We start from the raw sequence: 19,243 nt of genomic DNA, 5'->3' as shown, positions 1-19,243 counted from the left end.
AGAGTGTTCGGTCCGGTTTTATACCCAATAGATTTCGAGTTGCAGCGCGGCGGCAAGTGAACGAATCCCCAGGAGCATAGATAACGATGTGACTGGGGTGAGTGAAGGCAGCCAACAAAGCAGCAACTTGATATATACAATTCAGAGCATATAGTCTGCTTCAGATAAAACTGAATGACATCATTAGATGTTTAACAAACTTGTTCAGGAGATGAAAAATGTCTACTCAAGCCGTGAATGAATACGCGATAGCGGAAGGTGAAAAACGTGCTATACGCACAATTAAGCTGTTCATTGCTTTGGGATTTATTGCGGAGTTTGGATTTCTTTTAATGAGCTTTATTTTATTTCCCGATAATGGCCCTTTGGTATGGCGTCTCGTATGGGCTCTTGGTTTATGTGGTATCGGGATGGGCGCTGCTGTTGGGGGACTCACCTATCTGGTTTCATCACGTTTTACCCCCGGAAGCACAGGAGCTTATACGATGACTGCGGTGAGTAGTGCTTTGCTGTTTAGTGTTTGCCAAACGCTGTGTTGGGGATTGGACCACAACGTTGGACTGAATTATTGGGGCTCAATAGAAATGCCGTTGCTGTTCCTTATCAAAGGATACACTGCTGCACTTTTGGCCGGTATTCTGGGCAGCTTCCTGCTTAACTCTGTAAAAGGTGCAAGATTCCTTGATTGCTTGAAGGTGTTTTAGTGAGTAAAAAATCTAGTTTACCTAACAGTTTTGCCATTTCCGTATTTCTGGCTGTGCTGGCTGCATGTTTGAATCTTATATTGTGGCGCGCTGATATTCTGGAAATGGCACACAATGTCCCCCTAAAAGGGTTAATGGCTATTTGGTATGTATTAGGATGGGGTTTTGCTCCGGGTTGCTTGACCGCTCTCACCATCCATTCAATTAGGGGAAGATTACCTCAGATAACGGGATCAGTGGTTGCTATGTTCATAAGTTTTCTGCTGATTACGGGGATTTGCGGTTTGGTTTATACCTACCTGACGAACTCTGTTTTCATGCAAATGGCTATGGGCGGGATGGCTGAGCATCACTCGGTTGCAAACAATGGAACTATTCTTGGTTTTATTTCGATGTTACTCCCCAGTTTGTGTGCAACTGTTATTTCGATAATAAGTGCTTTTTCGATAAAAATGGGAAAGTGGTTTAGGTGATAAGATCTGAATTTTTGGTACTGAAATTGCTGTTTTGATTTGTAGGTTAATATGTGAACCAACTTCTGAAGTTCCACTAATATAATTTTGCAGTAAGCTTCAGGTCTGACTATGTTCTTTACCTTCCTGCGTGCTGCATATCATTCTGAGGGTCGTGTTGACTCTCAGAGACGATAAATTTGCCTCCAATCACTCTGGCTTTTCGTAACAGTCGTGCTTTTAAGCCTAGACTGACAGACGCTTAAAAAGTTTTGATTGACGTGTAAGAACGTCAGAAACCAACACATAGACGCTATACAAACCAGCATTTGATCTGTCAATCGGGTTGGAGTGAACATGAACTGTATTTCTCTCACTATCGTGACAAAGATCAGATTGAAGTTGATCTGGTTATTGAAGATGGACGAAGAATATGGGGGGAAGTTAAAAAAACAGCCAGCATACCGCCTAAAGATGGCATGGGACTGGCTAGATTAGCTTCATTGGTTGACAGAGATTGGCAAAGCGGAATCTTGCTTTACACAGGTAACAATTGCCTGCCAATCAGCCATATACCGAACACAATTTGCAGTACCAATGAGTGCGCTTTGGGACTAATAAGTTGAGAAGTCTTATGGACAAACTTTATTGTTTCTACGCAAATATCATAGCGCCTGCGCACATGCCCAAGCGGAACTCCATGCCCATTGGAAATTGTAGCCACCAAGCCAGCCGGTGACGTCTACCACTTCACCAATAAAATAGAGTCCTTTTACCTGATTAGCCTCCATCGTTTTGGAGGAGAGCTGGTGAGTATCAATGCCACCTATTGTCACCTCAGCTGTGCGATAGCCTTCAGTGCCGTTAGGTTGTACTTGCCATGACTGAAGGTTTAACACGAGCTGCTTTTGCTGAATTGAGTTTAATTGCTTAAGAGCAATATTTGGGATCTGGTCGAGCATTTGTAAACATTCTGTCAGCCGCTTCGGTAATAATTTTGCCAGAGAATTTTTTACGCTTTGATTTGGATGAGAACTTCGTTCTTGTTCTAGAAAAGCGTCTAAATCAGTGTCTGGGAGTAAGTTAATACTCACAAACTCTCCGGGCTGCCAGTAACTGGAAATTTGTAAAATTGCCGGGCCAGAAAGTCCTCGGTGAGTGAACAGGATATTTTCTTTGAACAGAGTACCATTTGCGGCGGTGACAATGGCGGGAACAGATACACCTGAAAGTACATGAAGTTGTTCCAGTAACGGTTTATGCAGAGTAAAAGGCACGAGAGCGGCACGGGTTGGCAAGACTTGCAGACCAAACTGCTCTGCGATTCGATAACCGAAGGGGGTTGCTCCAAGACCTGGCATAGATAATCCACCGGAAGCAATAACAAGTGAGCGTGTACTTACTTCCTTTCCATTAACGGTGATAACGAAATCTTGTTCCTTTTTTTCTACGTGACTGACTTCGCTGCGCAGGCGAATGTTGACCTGACCGGCTTCACATTCTTTCAGTAACATATCAACTATCTGTTGGGCTGAATCATCACAGAAAAGCTGCCCCAACGTTTTTTCGTGGTAAGCAATACCATAACGTTGAACCAGTTCGATAAAATCCCATTGTGTATAGCGGGCCAGTGCAGACTTACAGAAATGAGGGTTAGTAGAAAGATAAGCCGATGGTTCTGTATACATATTAGTGAAGTTACAACGCCCACCACCGGACATCAAAATCTTACGTCCGGCTTTTTTGCCGTTGTCCAGAACTAGCACCCGTAAGCCGAGTTGTCCGGCCTGAGCTGCGCAAAACAGACCAGCAGCACCGGCACCAATAATAATTGCATCAAATCTTTCCACTGTTTTTCTCTTTATAACTGAATAATTTAGTGGGGAATTTCCCCTAACATGTTGCATTTTTGATAAATTTACGGAGAAAAAGCCCTATATGACCTGAATTTGTCAAGTAAACTTATTTTTTGTCTTAGGATTGTCAATTTTTCAAAATATATATAACAGTATGATATATAATGAATATTTATATTTCTTATTGTTGTCTGGTTGTCATGAAATCAAAAAAAGTTCATATTTCACTTCCCCCGCTAGCATTTGTCACTGATAATGCGCCGCGTTCATGTCCAACTAACTGGCTTAACGTTTATGCTACATCTTTTTACTGGCCTGGATTTTCACACCAGCCTAATGTTAGTACTGGCACTGCTGTTTGTGCTGTTTTATGAAGCCATTAATGGCTTTCATGATACCGCGAATGCGGTAGCAACAGTTATTTATACCCGTGCTATGCGAGCACAGTTTGCTGTCGTCATGGCTGGGGTATTTAACTTTTTCGGTGTTCTTCTTGGTGGATTAAGTGTCGCCTACGCGATTGTACATTTACTCCCAACCGATCTTCTTCTCAATGTCAGCTCTGCTCATGGTCTTGCTATGGTGTTTTCCATGTTGCTGGCTGCTATTGTTTGGAACCTTGGCACCTGGTATTTCGGTTTACCTGCATCCAGCTCTCATACCTTGATTGGTTCCATCATTGGTATTGGTTTGACCAATGCCATTGTGACCAGCTCTTCTGTGGTTGATGCGTTGAATGTGCCGAAGATGATACAGATTTTCCTGTCACTGATCCTCTCTCCTTTAATTGGATTGATTATCGCTGGGGCAGTGGTGTTTCTGTTGCGTCGTTACTGGAGTGGTACCAAGAAGCGCAAACGTATTCATCTGACGCCAGCTCAGCGTGAAAAGAAAGACGGTAAGCGTAAGCCACCTTTCTGGACGCGTACTGCGCTAATTTTGTCTGCGGTGGGAGTCAGTTTCTCACATGGGGCGAATGATGGTCAGAAAGGCATTGGTTTGATTATGCTGGTGTTGATCGGTGTCGCTCCGGCGGGATTTGTCGTAAACATGAATGCTAATGGTTATGACATTGCTCGTACTTACGATGCGGTTACTCACCTGCAACAATATTATCAGCAGCATGGTACGGCGTTATCTCATGCCATTGAACTGACGCCATCGGTAGCCATTGTTGAGAATGAACCGGAGGGGAAATTCCATTGTGACAGCACCCGTGCCGTGGTGGTTCTTAATCAAACAGAAAGCATATTGAAGGGCATTCAGAGTTACAGTGAGTTGAACCCTGAACAGCGTAACAATATGCGTCGTATGTTGATGTGTATTGCGGATACTGCGGAATCTGTGGCAAAACTGCCAGAAACCACGGCTGAAGATGCTCGTTTCCTGAATAAGCTGCGTAAAGACTTATTGCACACTGTTGAGTATGCACCAGTCTGGATCATCATCGCGGTAGCACTGGCTCTGTCTTTGGGAACTTTGGTTGGTTGGAAACGTGTTGCGGTAACTATCGGTGAGAAGATTGGTAAGAAAGGCATGACCTACGCGCAGGGTGTTTCAGCTCAGATGACTGCTGCTGTTTCAATCGGTGTCGCGAGTTATACCGGGATGCCGGTCTCTACTACACAGGTGTTGTCTTCTGCGGTAGCAGGGACGATGTTGGTTGATGGTGGTGGTGTTCAAGGTAAAACAATCAAGAACATCATGTTGGCCTGGATACTGACATTACCAGTTTCAATCGCGCTGTCCGGTACTCTCTACTGGTTTGCTTTGAAATTGATTTAATTGTTATATACCTAATAGATTTCGAGCCACAGCGCGGCGGCAAGTGCACGAATCCCCGGGAGCATAGATAACTCTGTGACTGGGGTGAGTAAAAGCAGCCAACAAAGCAGCAACTTGAAAGATGAAGGGTATAACATTGAAAGGCGGTATGGGTTAACTATACCGCCTTTTGTTTTAGTACCAAATCAGCATAGAGATCAGGCAAACAACAACTAATCCACTCAGCGCACTTGTCAGAATAAATTGCTTCCTCAGCCTTTCACAGAGAAGAACCACCTCCGGATCATGATGGTCAAGGTAACGTTGTGAATTGATATAGCGCACCAACCGCATTTGCTTATTAAGCTGCCCATGAGTAGTAAAAAAGCCGTTACCGTCTACTGATTGGTAAAGTAAGGGATCGGACTGACGAAGAATAGACAGCAATACCCGCAGTGAAGAGAAGTAGCGCATCATATTCATAATGCAGACAAGACACAGCGCCCAAAACAGCGCAATTGTACTGAACATAATCCCCTCCTTAGAATGGTTAGCCAGAGCTGTCACAAAAGGAAAAAATCAAAATTGCAGGTAGCGACGTCTTATATTTATTGTAGGAAAGATAGTCAGATAGTACAAAAAAAACCTTTCTTGTGGCTTAAATTTGGGCAAAGTCATAAAACGGCGGTCAAGTTGTGGTGATTGTTGCCGATACCAGATGGTAATAGTCAGAAGCGTTAATCCCTTAATGTGATGATATTTTGATAATAAGTACGGCTTATATAATGAAATTAATCATAGATTCCATTATCTGAGTTGTTGTAACCACTGAGTAATTCAATGTAGTGGGAAATAAGGCTTTTTTGCGTGTCTTACTGATTTTCATGTCTAACTCATTGTAGGTAACTAAATTTATGACTGAATTAATATGAGAGAGAGGGGGAAGTACCAATGTCATGAATCTGCTTCTAATCTGGAATTTAATTTTGTAGAATGAAAAATAGTCAAATTCAGGTGTTATGAAGATTGATAAAACACTAAATAGAAATGTAAATGGCAAACTTAATTTATTTAACTTTAAAAGGTCGTAAGCAAGGGCTTATTTCGGCGGGTTGTTCATCCATCGATTCAATAGGAAACAAGGGCCAGGTGAATCATACAGACCAAATATTGGTATACAGCCTTTCTCATTCGATAAGCAGAGAACAGAATGTCAGCCATCACCCCATCGTAATAAAAAAACCTATTGATAAATCATCTCCACTTTTAGGGTTAGCCATTTCAGATAACGAAGTACTTGATGCTATTTTTGAGTGTTATAGAACAAATCAATCAGGTGCTCAAGAGTTGTATTACACCATAAAAGTGGTTGATGCCACTATCTCCGATTTAACAGCTGTTCATCCACATAATATAACGCATACAGGTTCTGAGCCACAGGAAACTCTCTCTTTACGATACAAGAGTATCACGTGGACCCATCATATTGCAGGAACCAGTGCTTATAGTATTTGGGATGATAGGAACTATTAACATATTTAACGACCGAGCATAACTAAATATTCTTAGTTATGCTTAGATAATTATCTTATTTATAATTCATGTATTGTGTTTACGACGAGCAATGATATATGGGATACAACATGAATACGCAAGAACAAATGAAGCATAATGTAAAAAATCATCATTTGTTGTGTCTATATTTAGTAAAGGGATAAAATCAAAATGAGAAACATAAAGATGAAAAGCAGATAGAGATAATGGTAATATTATAGCATAAAGATGATGATAGATATTATCTGAGATTAAAAGCTTTTTTATGAAAACATATGTAGGTCTTAGTATTATCAAAGATAATAATATATAGATAAACCCCATTAATTACTCCTCATATATCCATATGCAGTACTTATATCGCTAACAATCTCAATAATGATTTCTTCTATACTCATCATTTTTATTCCGCGATTCTTTAATCCGTATAGGAGATCTGTATTTATATATACCCAATAGATTTCAAGATGCATCGCGACGGCAAGGGAGCGAATCCCCCGGAGCATAGCTAACTATGTGACCGGGGTGAGTGAGTGAAGCCAACAAAGAGGCAACTTGAAAGATAACAGGTATATCGATATAGTCTCTGATGATCGGGTAGAAGTTGGTAAGTTAACATCCCAGTAAGAGATATACCTATATCAACAGATGCGTAGAGGGCATCAGCATCACGTTCATTCATATTGAATGTTTCTTTTGCAACCTGGCGATACACAAATCTTACTGGGCCGGCATAATCTTCCCGGTAAAGTATGTAATATCCGTTTTCTATAACATTATTATATCCATGAGCTAATAATAATCCTCCATAGCCAGAACGTGAAAGTCTCGTAACAGTTAACCCGCCAACTATTTGAAGCCCTCCTGAAATGAAACCAACACCTGCAATAATTAATTTATCAAATTCACGCCTTTTGCTATTTCTAGGGCTATCTATAACCTCTTTTTGTACAACAATCGCTTGCCTTACATTTTTTTGCGAAATCATTCTATCTTGTTCTTTTAAGGATTTTATTTCCTCTTCTAATAAGTCTATTGCCTCAAGTATTGAAAGTTCCCCTGTGTTTATTTTTGCTGTAATATCTTGAGAGTACGCGATAACTTCATTGATGAAATGATCTTTAGCCAGGCTCCATTTTATAAATTTATTAGCAACACTATTCATAACTATAATCAGTTCATTTTGTTTATCCATTTGAATCTTCATAAGCTGCCTTTCTTTCTGAGTGGCATCATCAAAGTATCCTCTGGCCCACGGATTTCTTCCGTAGAATTCATCTAAAACATCCATCATAATCCTCTTCTTTAAAATATTGTCATGTATCGTTATCTACATTAATAAAAATAAACAAATTGAACAAGTCTATTTCCTGATTATAGTGATTTGCAATCCAAATCTGACAAGCCAACATTATCTGAAAATGAACCCATATTTCATTAAAGCGATTATTTAATTCCGATCGCCATTAGTATCGGTTCTGACAATCAATTGCCACTCTTGAGCTATGTTAGTGGTGATTTTAGGGAGGGAACGGAGCTCCTTTATTGCTTGTAATCTCTTTTCTATAGACTGTGCAGTGGTAGATTCCAGGCTCGGGAACTTTACTTCCTGGTGAGTACTTTAGATGTCCAACGAGTTTTTCTGTCCATACAGCCTGTTGTGCTGGCAGACGTCGCTGACGGATACTGGCTGTAGAAGTGGAACTCAGAGCATGTTCAATCCATAAAGGAGCAATTTCGTGTCGGAAGACGGAGGGCCCAGTGTCTCAATGACAAGTTCAATATCCTGTTAGAACATAAAATAATCCAGAGAAGAGGTGATTCTCTGAATTATTTCAAAGATACAGAGTTGTTCAAGATGTCTTAACCGGACAGCATTACCTTCAACGAAGGTGGTTTAAGGATTACAATAAATGTATGTTGTTATTGGATAAACTTTGCGAAGATGCTTTGTTTCTGTTTGAGGGTCGTATCAATCAATACCTCAGATTATTGGGATTTCACGTAAGAAGTGCTATTTGAAAGTGGAAAGGCATAGGGTGAACAAGAAAGACCATAAAACCAGAGTCTGATTTTGTTCTCCATCAAGTGGAAGGAATAGCGATTGTGGTATATGTTGTTTGGTGAATGTTCTTTGTTCGATAGCTAAATACGAAGAGTTGTGATCGAAACAGCACTTTCAGGACATTCTAAACAGTAATAAACGTAGCATAGTGGCGATTTGCCCTGCCAACTCATTAACTAGCATTATGGAAGGAGTTCGCTTATGGCTTATAAACATATTCTTGTTGCGGTTGATTTATCCCCGGAAAGTCAGGTGTTGCTGCAAAAAGCTGTCTCCGTGGCAAAACCGTACAATGCCAAAGTTTCCCTGATCCATGTTGATGTTAACTATTCCGATCTCTACACCGGTTTGATTGACGTTAATCTCGGTGACATGCAGCAACGTATTACTGATGAGACCCGCAATGCGTTGAAAGATCTTTCCGCAGAGTCAGATTATGGTATTCAGGAAACTTTGAGTGGTAGCGGTGATCTGGGACAAGTATTGGTTGATGCAATTAAAAAATATGACATAGATCTGGTTGTTTGTGGTCATCATCAGGATTTCTGGAGCAAGCTGATGTCTTCTGCTCGTCAGTTAATTAACACCGTTCATGTTGATATGCTGATCGTTCCTCTGCGTGATGATGAATAACCACAAATTGAAAAACTATTCGGTTAAAATGCCTGCTTATGCAGGCGTTTTTTTGATGAGATGAGGTGTTGTTTGGTTTGTTCCTAGTGCAATCAAGAAATTTTTTTTACCATTCTTTAAAAAAAATTCTTGAAAGGTGAATATAGAACAGTGATATATTCAAAGAGCAAACACAACTTACCTCACATTTTCAACAAAAATAATTATCAGAAGACTGTGGGGAGACATCACAACCGAAGTAGAAAAGGAAGAGTTAAATGAGCTGTTTACTATCTTTGTCTTCATTTCTTGGATCAATTCAACGCAGGGATGAGTATCAACCCGAATATCTCCAAGCTGTCCGGGAAGTTTTCACCTCACTATGGCCATTTCTTGAACAAAACCCAAAATATCGTGAACAAAGTTTACTGGAGCGTATGGTAGAGCCGGAAAGGGTTATTCAGTTCCGAGTTTGTTGGGTAGATGATCAGGGCAAGGTTCAGGTAAATCGTGCATGGCGGGTACAGTTCAACTCAGCCATTGGCCCATATAAAGGCGGTATGCGTTTTCATCCATCCGTAAACCTCTCTATTTTGAAATTCCTTGGCTTTGAACAAACCTTGAAAAATGCACTGACAACCTTACCAATGGGTGGGGGTAAAGGTGGTTCAGATTTTGATCCTAAAGGAAAAAGTCAGGGCGAAGTGATGCGTTTTTGTCAGGCGTTAATGACAGAATTGTATCGCCATCTGGGACCAGATACCGATGTTCCCGCGGGTGATATTGGTGTGGGTGGCCGTGAAGTGGCTTTTATGTCAGGAATGATGAAAAAGCTCTCTAATAATACGGCTTGTGTATTCACTGGCAAGGGACTCTCTTTCGGTGGTAGTTTGATTCGCCCGGAAGCAACGGGTTATGGTCTGGTTTATTTCACCAATGCTATGTTGAAACGTCATGGAATGGGCTTTGAAGGTATGCGTGTGTCGGTTTCCGGTGCAGGTAATGTTGCGCAATATACGATTGAAAAATGCATGGCATTGGGTGCGAAAGTGGTGACTGCTTCTGATTCTGGCGGCACAGTGGTTGATGAGGAAGGGTTTACACTGGAGAAACTGGCTCATCTTGAAGAGATTAAAAACCAGCACTATGGTCGTGTGGAAGAGTATGCCAAAGAACGGGGGCTGGCTTTCTTAAAGGGATTGCAACCTTGGTCGGTGCCAGTTGATATCGCTTTGCCGTGTGCTACTCAGAATGAATTGGATCTGGATGCGGCCAAAGTTCTTATCAAGAATGGCGTTAAAGCTGTAGCTGAAGGTGCGAATATGCCTGCAACTATTTCCGCGACTGAAGCCTTTATTGAAGCGGGGGTGTTGTTTGCACCGGGTAAAGCAGCTAACGCAGGAGGCGTGGCAACATCTGGTCTGGAAATGGCGCAAAACGCTGCACGTTTAGGCTGGAAGGCGGAGAAAGTGGATGCACGTTTGCATCACATCATGCTGGATATTCATCACGCCTGCGTTAAGTATGGTGGCGAGGGTAAACAGACCAATTATGTTCAGGGTGCAAATATTGCTGGATTTGTAAAAGTTGCCGATGCCATGCTTGCCCAAGGCATTTTGTGAATTGAGGATATCAGCCGCAATATGCGGCTGACTTTTCAGCAAGGATAAATATCAAAACGGTGGTTTTTCGTGGTGATAGCCGCTGATGCAGCTACTCCAGCTAAGGGTTCTGCATAATCAGGCCGTTTTACGACTACACGGCGTTTTGCTAAAGCGCGAGCGGGGGCTAGCAAATGATTAGCATCTTCATCAGCGCCAACCAGAGATTGAAACACTCGCATCTCTTTTTTCACTAATGCACTTTTCTGCTTGTGTGGATACATAGGATCAAGATAAACAACATCAGGCTGTGGGGTAATATCAACTAATGCTGTGATGCTAGAGGCATGGAGCAGTGTCATACGTTCTTGCAGCCAGCCACCAATTTCTGCATCTTGATAGCCACGTTGCAGCCCATCATCCAGTAATGCAGCGACCACCGGATGGCGTTCTAGCATTCTCACATGACAGCCCAGTGATGCTAATACAAAGGCATCGCGTCCCAGACCTGCGGTAGCATCCACGACTGTTGGCAGATAATCTTTTTTGATTCCTACGGCCTTAGCAACTGCTTCACCTCGGCCACCCCCAAAGCGGCGGCGATGTGCCATTACACCTGACACAAAATCCACATAGATGCCACCCAGCTTGGGTTCATCCAGTTTGCGGAGTTCGAGGTGTTGAGGTGTAAGAACCAGCGCCATAACTGCGCTTTCGTCATGTATGAGATGCCAGCGCTTTGCTAGTTGAGATAAGGCGCTGCTATCAGCGCCTTGTTCACAGATTAAACAGATATCCACCTAAATTATCCTTTGATACCGGCCTTGCGCAGCATTGCATCCAGTTTTGGTTCACGGCCACGGAAGCGTTTGAACAGCTCCATTGGCTCTTCTGAACCGCCACGGGACAAAATGTTATCAAGGAAAGATTGCCCGGTTTCGCGGTTAAAAATGCCTTCTTCTTCGAAGCGGGAATAAGCATCAGCTGCTAATACATCAGCCCACAGATAGCTGTAGTAACCTGCGGCATAACCACCGGAGAAGATATGGGTGAATGAGTGTGGAAAACGGCCCCATTCAGGTGAAGGCACTACGGAGACCAATTTCTTCACTTCCTTTAAGGTCTTCATGGTCTGAGCACCTTTCTTTGGATCATACTCAACATGCAGACGGAAATCGAACTGACCAAACTCAAGCTGACGCAAGATCCGCATAGCAGCCTGATAGTTTTTCGCGGCTAAAAGGTTATCCAACATGGATTTCGGCAGAGGCTCTTGAGTTTCGTAGTGACCAGAGATAAATGCCAGTGCTTCTGGTTCCCAACACCAGTTCTCCATGAACTGGCTTGGCATTTCTACCGCGTCCCACGGTACACCATTAGTACCAGAAACGCTGGCAGTTTCAATCTGGGTCAGCATTAGATGTAGACAGTGACCAAACTCGTGGAACAGTGTGTTGACTTCATTGTGAGTGAATAGCGCGGGTTTATCGCCAACAGGTCTGTTGAAGTTGCAGTTCAGATAAGCGACAGGCTTTTGCAGCTCTCCGTTGGAACGACGCATTTTGCTGATACACTCATCCATCCAGGCGCCGCCACGTTTATTCTCGCGTGCGTACAGATCCATATAGAAGCTACCGCGCAACTCATTTGTGTCATCGAACAGATCAAAGAAACGGACATCCGGGTGCCAGGTTTCTACATCATGGCGCTCTTTGGCAGTAATACCATAAATACGGCGAACAACTTCGAATAGCCCTTCAACAGCCTTTTGTTCCGGGAAATAAGGACGTAACTGTTCATCATTGATAGAGAACTCATACTGTTTTTGTTTCTCGCCATAATAAGTCATATCCCAAGCTTCCAGTTTGTGGGCGCAATGATGCCATTTAGCAAAACCTTTTAATTCATCTACTTCTTCTTGGCCCTGTGGACGCGCGCGCTTTGTCAAATCATTCAGAAAATCCAGCACTTCCTTAGGGGTTTTTGCCATTTTGGTTGCAAGGGATTGTTCAGCATAATTTTTTAAACCAAGCAATTGAGCCTGTTCATGGCGCAGCGCGAGGATTTCGGCGATCACTTCGCTGTTATCCCATTTACCTGCATTTGGGCCTTGATCGGATGCGCGGGTATTGTAGGCGTGGTAAATTTCGCGACGCAGTTCACGGTTATCTGCATAGGTGATAACCGGCTGGTAACTTGGTGCTTCTAAAGTCAGTAGCCAGCCTTTTTGTCCTTTAGCTTCTGCTTGAGCTTTAGCGGCGGCAATCGCGCTTTCAGGCAGACCAGACAGCTCTTTCACGTTAGTAATTAATTTGGTCCAGCCCATAGTGGCATCAAGCACATTATTGTTGAATAACGAACTTAAATCTGACAAACGTGCGCTAATCTCGCCATAACGTTTCTGCTTCTCTTCAGGCAAACCAATACCTGATAGTTTAAAATCACGCAGTGAATTTTCGACAGCTTTGCGTTGAGGTTGAGAGAGTTTCTCAAATTCAGCACTCTCACGTAATGACTTATAGGCTTGATATAGTCCCTTGTGCTGACCTAACCAGGTACTGAATTCGGACAGTAATGGCAAACTCTCTTCATAGACGGCGCGTAATTCTGGGCTGTTTTTAACTGAATTCAGATGATTAACTGGTGACCATGCACGGGATTGTTTATCACCTGCTTCGGCCAGTGGTTGACACAAATTATCCCAGGTAAAAACGGTATTCTCGGTCAGTATTTTTTCGACGGTTTGGCGATAATTGGCAATCACTTCTTTTACAGCGGGAACAACATGTTCTGGTTTAATAGAAGAAAATTTTGGTAAACCTGATGGAACGAGTAAAGGGTTAGTCATATAAAGCGTCCTATTTATGTTTTGGATACATTGCTGAGCGGGGCAACCCTGTATCGTAATGGGTATCGGCTAATAAGATGTAGGTAAAATTCGACAAACTCAACGCGAATGTTGAGTTTATGAACAATAAAATTTAATGCTTTTTAGGAAATTGAGAATGATTTCAGCAAATGGATTCAGAAGCCAGATAATATGCGCTATGATGAGTTGCTTTTCATAATTCTTTAGTATTCATATGGAAGATCATCGTCCCCGGTGGGGTGGCTGGACTTCAAATCCAGATGAGGCCGCCAGCGGTCTTTGGCAGGTTCGACTCCTGTGATCTTCCGCCAATTGAGTAGTTGAATCCTTGTAACAGGGAATAATTGATTGTCCACATACCAACGCCTTTTATCGCGATCAGATTACTTGTTAGCTGCTGAATGTCTTGTTCACTATTAGAGATTTCTAATGTTAATTCACCAGATTTAATAATTGGCTTAAGCGGAGTAATGCTTTGGCTTTGCTGACAGAAAATCCATATCAGCGTAATTCATCTTCTGAATGATTGATTATTTGTTTGGGGTTGGATAGCACCATAATCCAGAAGGGTGTTGAATTCCCATTGCCTGAATAAATCTCCTGCGAATAGATATCGCTGCACTGACACTGATTTGCTGGCCGATATGATAATTATTTGGTAATCCGATTTTTGTGGATAAAGTTGTTTTCATTTCTTCTCTCCAAATGTATGGATGTTTTAGTGATTATAGTTAGCACTCTGGATAAAAAACGCTGAATCCTGTTTTCAAATTTTAAAAATTTTTCTGACAGGAACAATATTGCCGATTTGTGGTCTTTAAACATATCAGCTAAAGGAGATGTTAATGAAGGCATATTGTTTTAATTTGCGGCAGAAGGTTTTGACGTCAATTCTGATTTTTACATGTTATATAGGTTTCGTTTACCCAAGTACGCATAAACAATTTTTTCGTCATGATGGTAGTGAAATAACTTACTATCTTAAGCAAAGAGGAGGTAAAAACCTATTAGTGCTGATACAAGGTTCTGATTGTAATAGTATAGCCAATAATAAGTTTGTAAATGAGACATTCAGCGATATTTATCCAGATACAGATGTGTTAACCGTGGAAAAATATGGTATCGATGCATTACTTCCCTGGTCTGATGCCGGTGAGCGTTCAGATTGTCCTAAGGCTTATATAAAATCAGATACGCCAGAACAGCGGGTTAAGGATTATATTCAGATCATCGGTTATCTGAAGAATCAGAATAAATATAAAAAGATCATTATCTTGGGTGGAAGTGAAGGGGCAATGGTTGCCAATTTAATTACATCGCAAGTTAATTATATTGATAGAACAATCTCATTAAATGGCGGCGGTCGGTATTTAGCTGATGATGTTATTCACAGTATAAAGAGTGAAGTTCCACCAGAACATGTTAATCAGGCTATGAAAGGATTTAGAGAATTCCAGCAAAGAATACATACCAATAATAATCTGGAAATGAGTAATCATGGAGTCAATTGGTGGAAAATTTCATTGGGTATTAATCAATATAGAGTATTAGATCAGACAAAAAGACCTATTCTGATTATTCAAACATTGAATGATAACTCCGTTAGTGTGAGTGCAGCTATGGCAATGGAGCAGCAATTAAAGAAAGATAATATTACCTTTTATCAATATCCAGGTCTAAGTCATGGATTTAAGAATAGTGAAGGTGTTTTACAAGTGACTCCTATTGTTGAAGATATAAGGAATTGGTTATCCAGAGTATCTGGGTAAGAAGCTGTAATTTTCATGATAATCAGATCATTGCTTACTATTTCGGGCGGGAATGGATAAAGCGTGGTATAGTTAACATGGATACCACGTTTTGACAGTATTATTTCGGTATAGTAGTAATTATTAACACTATATTTCATTTGATTAAAGTAAATTTATTTCATGGTGAATGATTATATTTAATTTAGCAATGAAAATATATATAAATAACAAATTGATAATTAATGATTTATAATTCATTTAATAATAAGATAATTACATGATATTTATTTTATATTTTTGTTATTATAATGGAGGAAATGAGATGTCATTATAATATACCCTATGGATTTCAAGATGCTTCGCGACGGCAAGAGAGCGAATCCCCGGGAGCATAGATAACTATGTGACTGGGGTGAGTGAGTGCAGCCAACAAAGAGGCAACTTGAAAGATAACGGGTATACTTCGTATAAATAATGACATGATTAATATCCCGCTTGTAATTTCCATGAAATATAATGTTAAACTGTTTATTGTTTTTGAGATATTACCTTTTATATCGTAGAGGGAAATAGCAGAGTTATTTCTCATTATCATTTATATCTGTCATTATGTTCGATGGAAAAAATTAACGAGATATTATATCCATGACAGGATGTAGTATCTTTTTTATTTATTTTGTCTAATAAAACATTGATTTTAAATTAATTAAATTTATTTTTTTATTTTATTGACAATACATTAATGGCATCTATAGTTATATGTATTAGATAAAGCATCAATATGGCATCAAAAATGCTGTATATATTATCTAAATATTGGATAAATTCCTGATAGGCACTTATTTTCTAGTGAAAATGGTTGTAATTTTATATGGGCAAGATAAATAGCTAATTGTTTGTATGTTGGAATAATATTAGTTATTTATCAATTGGTTATATTAAATTGTGGAGTTTATAATTATGATGATTAAGAAAGATATTTTGTTACATGAAGAGCTGATTGTAGATGATGAGCTTAGGGTAGGTAAGGTAGAGAAAGTCAATATTGATATTCTGTCACCCAGTTCAGTCATTGTTAGTTTGAATATTTTAGGTGTTGTTGATGATTTTCATCTATTAGTGGTTGATGGAGATAAAGATAAAGAGAAGATTGTGCTGCTCTATCTTTCTCTTTTACGTGTTCTTCATGAAAAACTAGACGTGAAAGTAAAAATTGCGAAAAGCAATCTTACTAAGATAAAATATATAGTAGGTGTAGAGATTTAATAAGTATTTATTAAATCTCTGAATAAGTGCATGGAATAATATATTCAGTAGAAGAACTGAGTTTGGTTTTAATGATATAATCAAATAAAATTGATTTTATTATAATCCTAGATATGTTTTCTATTATATGCACTTAACTCCAGGCAGAATAGTTATATTAACGTTCTGCCTGTTTCTATTGGAGTAAATTATATAATTTTGAAAAATAATATCTTATAAATAAATTGTGGTTTATTTGTGGTAATGTTTTAACAGTAATAATGATATTGCAAATAATAACATTATCTTGGTTTTATAATATTTAGATTTAATTCCTTTACAAATTTAAATGTCCATATATTATTGCATGCAGACAAGTTTATAACGTTGAGTTAGGTTTATATATAAAGTTGTTTCGGTATATTATTACTGTCATTTAATGTCTTGTGGTGAAAAAATAAAATTTTTAACATTTTTTTTACTATTTTAAATAACCAATTTTGTGATCTTTGACTAAATTTATTAACCATGAGGAAGTCATAGTTATTGAATTTTTAAACAGAAAGATACGTAATCTAATAATATTACGCATGACTGCATATTTAAACTAAGGAGTCGTTATTGATGGTGTTAGGGTCGCAATTAATACAGTTAATATAGTTTTGAGGCGACATAATATTCAGATATCAGGAGAAGACATGCTTGATCCAAATTTAATAGATAGTGATAGTAAGATTTCTTCCCCAGTTAATTCTTTTAACGAATGGGACCCACTCGAAGAGGTGATTGTTGGTGCTGTTGATGGTGCCAGATTTCCTGGCTGGCATATGGCGATAGAGCCGGTATTACCACCGAATCAGATTGAGACTTTTCATCGGAATGCTGGCCGGTCATTTCCAAAAGAGCGGATTGAGGCAGCGTCCAGAGAGTTAGAAGAGTTTGTTCATATTCTCGAAAGTGAAGGTGTTAAAGTACGTCGACCTGAGCCTCAGGATCAATCTCAGGTATTTGGGGCGCCCGGTTGGAGCAGCACAGGACTATATTGTGCAATGCCTCGTGATTCCCTGTTAGTTATTGGTGATGATATTATTGAATGCCCGCTGGCATGGCGTTCCCGTTATTTTGAAACCGCGGCATATAAAACTTTACTTAAAGATTACTTTAAGCAAGGAGCGAGATGGAGCTCAGGGCCAAAACCACAGTTAATAGATGAACAATATGATTTTGAATGGTATAAGCCTGATGGTAAGGATAGTACTCGTCTTGCGGTGACTGAATTTGAACCGACATTTGATGCTGCGGACTTTATCCGTTGTGGGCGAGATATTATTGCGCAAAAGAGCCATGTGACTAATGAATTTGGTATCGAATGGCTTCGTCGTCATATAGGTGATGATTATCGTATTCACGTTTTTGAATTTAACGATGATAGCCCTATGCACATTGATGCGACGTTTTTCCCGATGGCACCTGGAAAACTGCTGATTAATCCAGAAAAGGTGTTAAAGATTCCTGAACTATTTAAAGGATGGGATGTGTTATGTGCCCCTGAACCGGTTATTCCTGATGAGCATCCGCTGTATATGACCAGTAAATGGATCAACATGAATATTCTGATGTTGGATGAAAAACGAGTCATTGTTGAAAAGCAAGATGAACCAATGATTGCGGCGATGAAACGTTGGGGCTTTACTCCGATTCCATGTAATTTCAGGAATTTTAACTCCTTCGGGGGTTCTTTCCATTGCGCAACAGTGGATGTAAGGCGACGCGGAATTTTACAGTCTTATTTTAACTAGGAGCAGCTATGGCTATCTGGCGATATTCTTATTGGGATTCGGTAATGTTTATATTAAGTATCTTGCATACGATAGCCACTGTTACTCTGGTTGTATATTGGGATAATTTCACTATTATGGGTTGGTTGGGCAACATTGTGTTGCTGACACTGATGACAACCTACAACATAATAGTGATATCACATTTTTTTAGCCATACTCCCTGGTTTGTTTCTCGAACCGTGAATATGTTTGTGTCTATCCTGAATTCAATGAATATTGGGCAGTCTGTACAGGCTTATCATTTGTCCCATGTTCGTAATCACCATAAATATAATAACGACCGGGGAGTTGGTGAAAGTGGACCACAAGATACTTCTTCTACTTTTATAAATGGAAAAGAGATAGGGGAGCACAGTACTCTTTGGAACTATTCTGCCCTTGGTGGAATATTCACTCTATATAACAGTTTTGTTCGTATGTTCTGGGCTATATTTATTTGGCAAAAACCGCTTAGTAAAGCTGATAAAGGATATGAAAAACTCCTTTCGATGGATAGGAAGAGGAAAGTTGAAGAGTTATTACAATTGAGATTAGATCGATTATTTCAGGCGGTGTGGGTTATTATTTTATTCACCTTATCCTGGAAATGGGTTTTATTTTGCTATTTACCTGCTCTCTATTTTTCCTTTGTTCTGGTCAATATACAAAACTATTATGAGCATTATGGGGCTCAGCCGGAGAACAGGTTTGCAAATTCAGTCAGTTATTATGGACGAATTTATAATTTATTGACATTTAATGATGGTTATCATCAGGAACATCATATTTCAGGCAACACTCATTGGAAGTCGTTACCTGATCTACGTCAAAAATATTCAACCAAGCTTTCTGCACAGGAAAGGATTGTCAGCCCAGTACCTGCAATATTGGGTTTTTTACACAAGCGTAGACCTTTATTGCATAGGTCTATAAATAAAAAATAGTTCCAG

General features: G+C 40.0%; 18 protein-coding genes and 1 tRNA gene. 13 read left to right on the top strand and 6 right to left on the bottom strand.

The annotated features are described in order from the left end of the window. Positions 1-218 precede the first annotated feature (218 nt). The 3 genes from BDD30_RS21310 to BDD30_RS21300 all read left to right on the top strand — a co-directional run bounded on the left by BDD30_RS21310 (position 219) and on the right by BDD30_RS21300 (position 1,782). Positions 219-704, top strand: coding sequence for a hypothetical protein (locus BDD30_RS21310; RefSeq protein ID WP_012776289.1), 486 nt, complete (start codon positions 219-221; stop codon positions 702-704). Next, a complete protein-coding gene (locus tag BDD30_RS21305; RefSeq protein WP_121302802.1) occupies positions 704-1,177 on the top strand; it encodes a hypothetical protein in 474 nt (157 codons plus the stop codon). The genes BDD30_RS21310 and BDD30_RS21305 overlap by 1 nt, the downstream gene beginning before the upstream one ends. 308 nt (positions 1,178-1,485) lie before the next feature. Further along, positions 1,486-1,782 (top strand): DUF4143 domain-containing protein, encoded by a 297-nt coding sequence (locus BDD30_RS21300; RefSeq protein WP_012776291.1) that lies wholly within the window; start codon positions 1,486-1,488, stop codon positions 1,780-1,782. A 39-nt stretch (positions 1,783-1,821) separates the two neighbouring features. Here the strand turns inward: BDD30_RS21300 and BDD30_RS21295 are convergent, their stop codons facing one another. Continuing rightward, positions 1,822-3,006, bottom strand: a complete 1,185-nt coding sequence (locus tag BDD30_RS21295) for a BaiN/RdsA family NAD(P)/FAD-dependent oxidoreductase (RefSeq protein ID WP_041381444.1) — start codon at positions 3,004-3,006, stop codon at positions 1,822-1,824. A gap of 300 nt (positions 3,007-3,306) precedes the next feature. Between BDD30_RS21295 and pitA the strand changes: the two genes are divergently transcribed. Further along, complete coding sequence (pitA, locus tag BDD30_RS21290; protein ID WP_012776293.1) at positions 3,307-4,797, top strand: inorganic phosphate transporter PitA; 1,491 nt, start codon at positions 3,307-3,309, stop codon at positions 4,795-4,797. A 75-nt stretch (positions 4,798-4,872) separates the two neighbouring features. Beyond that, the gene (locus tag BDD30_RS23825) at positions 4,873-5,013 is read left to right on the top strand and encodes a hypothetical protein (protein ID WP_170152973.1); all 141 of its coding nucleotides are present in this window, start codon (positions 4,873-4,875) and stop codon (positions 5,011-5,013) included. Here BDD30_RS23825 and uspB read toward each other — a convergent pair. Next, positions 4,972-5,307 (bottom strand): universal stress protein UspB, encoded by a 336-nt coding sequence (uspB, locus tag BDD30_RS21285; protein ID WP_041381445.1) that lies wholly within the window; start codon positions 5,305-5,307, stop codon positions 4,972-4,974. The two genes, BDD30_RS23825 and uspB, sit on opposite strands and share 42 nt — an antisense overlap. Before the next feature lie 522 nt (positions 5,308-5,829). Here uspB and BDD30_RS21280 point away from each other — a divergent pair. After that, positions 5,830-6,309 (top strand): Hcp family type VI secretion system effector, encoded by a 480-nt coding sequence (locus tag BDD30_RS21280; protein ID WP_012776295.1) that lies wholly within the window; start codon positions 5,830-5,832, stop codon positions 6,307-6,309. A 529-nt stretch (positions 6,310-6,838) separates the two neighbouring features. On the opposite strand, the gene BDD30_RS21275 is transcribed toward BDD30_RS21280, so the two are convergent. Then, positions 6,839-7,624 (bottom strand): DUF4225 domain-containing protein, encoded by a 786-nt coding sequence (locus BDD30_RS21275; protein WP_012776297.1) that lies wholly within the window; start codon positions 7,622-7,624, stop codon positions 6,839-6,841. Positions 7,625-8,596: 972 nt separating this feature from the next. On the opposite strand from BDD30_RS21275, the gene uspA reads away from it, so the two are divergent. Together uspA and gdhA are read left to right on the top strand one after the other, a co-directional pair. Continuing rightward, positions 8,597-9,028, top strand: a complete 432-nt coding sequence (gene uspA, locus BDD30_RS21265) for a universal stress protein UspA (protein WP_012776299.1) — start codon at positions 8,597-8,599, stop codon at positions 9,026-9,028. Positions 9,029-9,285: 257 nt separating this feature from the next. Further along, complete coding sequence (gene gdhA, locus BDD30_RS21260) at positions 9,286-10,629, top strand: NADP-specific glutamate dehydrogenase (RefSeq protein ID WP_012776300.1); 1,344 nt, start codon at positions 9,286-9,288, stop codon at positions 10,627-10,629. Positions 10,630-10,664: 35 nt separating this feature from the next. On the opposite strand, the gene rsmJ is transcribed toward gdhA, so the two are convergent. Further along, positions 10,665-11,408, bottom strand: coding sequence for a 16S rRNA (guanine(1516)-N(2))-methyltransferase RsmJ (gene rsmJ / locus BDD30_RS21255; RefSeq protein ID WP_012776301.1), 744 nt, complete (start codon positions 11,406-11,408; stop codon positions 10,665-10,667). Between the two features lie 5 nt (positions 11,409-11,413). Next, positions 11,414-13,456 (bottom strand): oligopeptidase A, encoded by a 2,043-nt coding sequence (gene prlC / locus BDD30_RS21250; protein WP_012776302.1) that lies wholly within the window; start codon positions 13,454-13,456, stop codon positions 11,414-11,416. 237 nt (positions 13,457-13,693) lie between these two features. Between prlC and BDD30_RS23820 the strand changes: the two genes are divergently transcribed. Further along, a tRNA-Sec gene (locus BDD30_RS23820) sits at positions 13,694-13,788 on the top strand. Positions 13,789-14,007: 219 nt separating this feature from the next. Here the strand turns inward: BDD30_RS23820 and BDD30_RS23955 are convergent. Continuing rightward, positions 14,008-14,169, bottom strand: coding sequence for a hypothetical protein (locus BDD30_RS23955; protein ID WP_197535148.1), 162 nt, complete (start codon positions 14,167-14,169; stop codon positions 14,008-14,010). 147 nt (positions 14,170-14,316) lie between these two features. Here BDD30_RS23955 and BDD30_RS21240 point away from each other — a divergent pair, with 147 nt between their 5' ends. The 4 genes from BDD30_RS21240 (at position 14,317) to BDD30_RS21220 (ending at position 19,237) form a co-directional block, all read left to right on the top strand. Beyond that, positions 14,317-15,246: an alpha/beta hydrolase family protein gene (locus BDD30_RS21240; RefSeq protein WP_249039951.1), complete on the top strand. Its 930-nt coding sequence runs from the start codon at positions 14,317-14,319 to the stop codon at positions 15,244-15,246. Positions 15,247-16,191: 945 nt separating this feature from the next. Then, complete coding sequence (locus tag BDD30_RS21230; RefSeq protein ID WP_249039950.1) at positions 16,192-16,494, top strand: Cro/Cl family transcriptional regulator; 303 nt, start codon at positions 16,192-16,194, stop codon at positions 16,492-16,494. Between the two features lie 677 nt (positions 16,495-17,171). Beyond that, a complete protein-coding gene (locus tag BDD30_RS21225) occupies positions 17,172-18,272 on the top strand; it encodes an amidinotransferase (protein ID WP_049795176.1) in 1,101 nt (366 codons plus the stop codon). Between the two features lie 8 nt (positions 18,273-18,280). Further along, positions 18,281-19,237 carry a fatty acid desaturase family protein gene (locus tag BDD30_RS21220; protein ID WP_012776306.1) on the top strand — a complete coding sequence of 319 codons (957 nt, stop codon included), beginning with the start codon at positions 18,281-18,283 and terminating at the stop codon, positions 19,235-19,237. Positions 19,238-19,243 lie beyond the last annotated feature (6 nt).

The sequence above is a fragment of the Photorhabdus asymbiotica genome (genome assembly GCF_003634575.1).
GTDB lineage: Bacteria > Pseudomonadota > Gammaproteobacteria > Enterobacterales > Enterobacteriaceae > Photorhabdus > Photorhabdus asymbiotica.
This window is presented reverse-complemented; position numbering and strand designations above follow the sequence as displayed.

Excerpts from the sequence above, each read along its gene's own strand:
- BDD30_RS21310 (WP_012776289.1), top strand. The coding sequence starts at position 219 with ATGTCTACTCAAGCCGTGAATGAATACGCGATAGCGGAAGGTGAAAAA.
- pitA (WP_012776293.1), top strand. The coding sequence starts at position 3,307 with ATGCTACATCTTTTTACTGGCCTGGATTTTCACACCAGCCTAATGTTA.
- uspB (WP_041381445.1), bottom strand. The coding sequence starts at position 5,307 with ATGTTCAGTACAATTGCGCTGTTTTGGGCGCTGTGTCTTGTCTGCATT.
- BDD30_RS21280 (WP_012776295.1), top strand. The coding sequence starts at position 5,830 with ATGGCAAACTTAATTTATTTAACTTTAAAAGGTCGTAAGCAAGGGCTT.
- BDD30_RS21275 (WP_012776297.1), bottom strand. The coding sequence starts at position 7,624 with ATGATGGATGTTTTAGATGAATTCTACGGAAGAAATCCGTGGGCCAGA.
- uspA (WP_012776299.1), top strand. The coding sequence starts at position 8,597 with ATGGCTTATAAACATATTCTTGTTGCGGTTGATTTATCCCCGGAAAGT.
- gdhA (WP_012776300.1), top strand. The coding sequence starts at position 9,286 with ATGAGCTGTTTACTATCTTTGTCTTCATTTCTTGGATCAATTCAACGC.
- prlC (WP_012776302.1), bottom strand. The coding sequence starts at position 13,456 with ATGACTAACCCTTTACTCGTTCCATCAGGTTTACCAAAATTTTCTTCT.
- BDD30_RS23955 (WP_197535148.1), bottom strand. The coding sequence starts at position 14,169 with ATGAAAACAACTTTATCCACAAAAATCGGATTACCAAATAATTATCAT.
- BDD30_RS21240 (WP_249039951.1), top strand. The coding sequence starts at position 14,317 with ATGTTAATGAAGGCATATTGTTTTAATTTGCGGCAGAAGGTTTTGACG.
- BDD30_RS21230 (WP_249039950.1), top strand. The coding sequence starts at position 16,192 with ATGATTAAGAAAGATATTTTGTTACATGAAGAGCTGATTGTAGATGAT.
- BDD30_RS21225 (WP_049795176.1), top strand. The coding sequence starts at position 17,172 with ATGCTTGATCCAAATTTAATAGATAGTGATAGTAAGATTTCTTCCCCA.
- BDD30_RS21220 (WP_012776306.1), top strand. The coding sequence starts at position 18,281 with ATGGCTATCTGGCGATATTCTTATTGGGATTCGGTAATGTTTATATTA.